Consider the following 2,058-nt stretch of genomic DNA (forward strand, 5'->3'; position numbering starts at 1 on the left):
CCACCATCTGGGTAGCGATACCCGCGTGGTCGGTACCGGCCTGCCACAGGGTGTTTTTGCCCTGCATGCGCTGGTAGCGGATCATGGTGTCCATGATGGTTTGCTGGAAAGCATGACCCATATGCAAACTGCCGGTGACGTTCGGCGGCGGGATCATGATGCAGAAGGACTCTTTGCTTTCGTCGCCGTTAGGCTTGAAATAGCCCTGCTTTTCCCAGTGCTCGTAAAGCGGCTGTTCGATATCTTGTGGGTTATATGTCTTTTCCATTATTTCCAGGTTGCCGTATTCAGGTTAAAACCAGCCACGCGGTAGGCTTTATAGCGTTCGCGTGCGAGTTGTTTCAGAGTTTCTTCGTAAGGGACGAAGTCTACCACTTCTGTGAAAGCGGTGGCAAAATCTGCAAAATTTACCCGCAGACTGATCAGGATATCCCGTGGGCTGCTGTTGCGCTTTTGCGGCCAGGCTATCTCTACCGGCGCGCCGCCTCGTGGGCCTTCGCCCGCCAGGTTATGCGGCACAAAACTTTCCGGAGGACGGCTCCACAGGGCTTCATCCAGGCGAATGGCCTGCTGCTCGTCTTCGCAGGCGATCAGCACGCGCTTGCCCGCGCGCCAACGTTCTGCGGCAATTTCACACACCAACTGTTCGACGGCGCTAAGCTCGTCAACGGTGGTGTCATTGTCCAGAAGATAGAACGTCGCATTCTTCATATATGGGGCTTCTTGTGATGGATTTAAATACAAGGCCGGGTGACCCGGCCTTATTGCCTGATGGCGACGCTCGCGCGTCTTATCCGGCCTACAGCGTGCAGATTTGTAGGCCGGATAAGCGCAGCGCTATCCGGCATTCACACATTACTCTTCGCCGTTAAAACCCGCGCGGTTCAGCAGGAACTGCGACAACAGCGCCACCGGACGACCGGTTGCGCCTTTGGCTTTCCCGGAACGCCATGCGGTACCAGCGATGTCGAGGTGCGCCCAGTTGTACTTACGGGTAAAGCGCGCCAGGAAGCAGCCTGCGGTAATCGCACCGCCAGGACGGCCGCCGATGTTGGCCATATCCGCGAAGTTAGACTCCAGCTGTTCCTGATACTCATCACCCAGCGGCAGACGCCACGCTCGGTCACCTGCTTGTTCGGACGCGCCGATCAGCTCGTGCGCCAGCGGGTTATGGTTCGACATCAGACCGGTAATGTGGTGGCCCAGCGCAATTACGCAGGCGCCGGTCAGGGTTGCCACGTCAATAACCGCTTCTGGCTCGAAACGCTCAACGTAGGTTAAGACGTCGCAGAGTACCAGACGGCCTTCGGCATCGGTGTTCAGCACTTCAACCGTCTGGCCAGACATTGTCGTCAGCACGTCGCCCGGACGATAGGCGCGACCGCCAGGCATGTTCTCACAGCCTGCCAGCACGCCGATGACGTTGATTGGCAACTGCAGTTCCGCCACCATGCGCATTACGCCATACACTGCCGCCGCTCCGCACATGTCGTACTTCATCTCGTCCATGCCTTCAGCCGGCTTGATGGAGATACCACCAGAATCAAAGGTGAGCCCTTTACCGACCAACACAATCGGACGCACGTCTTCGGACGGACTGCCTTTGTACTCAATCACTGACATCAGCGATTCATTCTGCGAACCGTGACCGACGGCGAGGTAAGAGTGCATTCCCAGCTCTTTCATCTGCTGTTCGCCGATGACGCGGGTGACCACATTCTTGCTGTAGCTGTCAGCCAACTGACGCGCCTGCGAGGCTAAATAGGCGGCGTTACAGATGTTTGGCGGCATGTTGCCGAGATCTTTCGCGGCCTTAATACCGGCGGCAATGGCCAGACCGTGCTGAATCGCACGTTCGCCGCTGGTCAGTTCTCGGCGGGTTGGCACGTTGAAGACCATTTTACGCAGCGGGCGGCGCGGCTCGCTTTTGGTGGTTTTCAGTTGATCGAAGCTGTACAGCGTCTCTTTGGCCGTCTCGACAGCCTGACGCACTTTCCAGTAGTTATTGCGGCCTTTGACGTGCAGTTCGGTCAGGAAGCAGACGGCTTCCATTGAGCC

At 57.3% G+C, this 2,058-nt stretch carries 3 protein-coding genes; all 3 read right to left on the reverse strand.

The genetic code is table 11. The annotated features are described in order from the left end of the window. The coding region (locus tag ACK5JN_RS06965; RefSeq protein ID WP_416869487.1) for a class I tRNA ligase family protein at window positions 1–268 on the reverse strand (268 nt) is incomplete at its 3' end. Then, window positions 268–711: a DNA polymerase III subunit chi gene (gene holC / locus ACK5JN_RS06970; protein ID WP_416869488.1), complete on the reverse strand. Its 444-nt coding sequence runs from the start codon at window positions 709–711 to the stop codon at window positions 268–270. The genes ACK5JN_RS06965 and holC, both read right to left, overlap by 1 nt. Before the next feature lie 144 nt (window positions 712–855). After that, on the reverse strand, window positions 856–2,058 hold a 1,203-nt coding region (gene pepA, locus ACK5JN_RS06975; protein ID WP_416869489.1), incomplete at its 5' end, for a leucyl aminopeptidase.

Origin of the sequence: Kluyvera sp., assembly GCF_047971185.1 — a bacterium.
In the GTDB taxonomy this organism is placed as follows: Bacteria; Pseudomonadota; Gammaproteobacteria; order Enterobacterales; family Enterobacteriaceae; genus Kluyvera.

What these genes read in the sequence shown, in the direction of transcription:
- holC (WP_416869488.1), bottom strand. Translation starts at nt 711, where the DNA reads ATGAAGAATGCGACGTTCTATCTTCTGGACAATGACACCACCGTTGAC.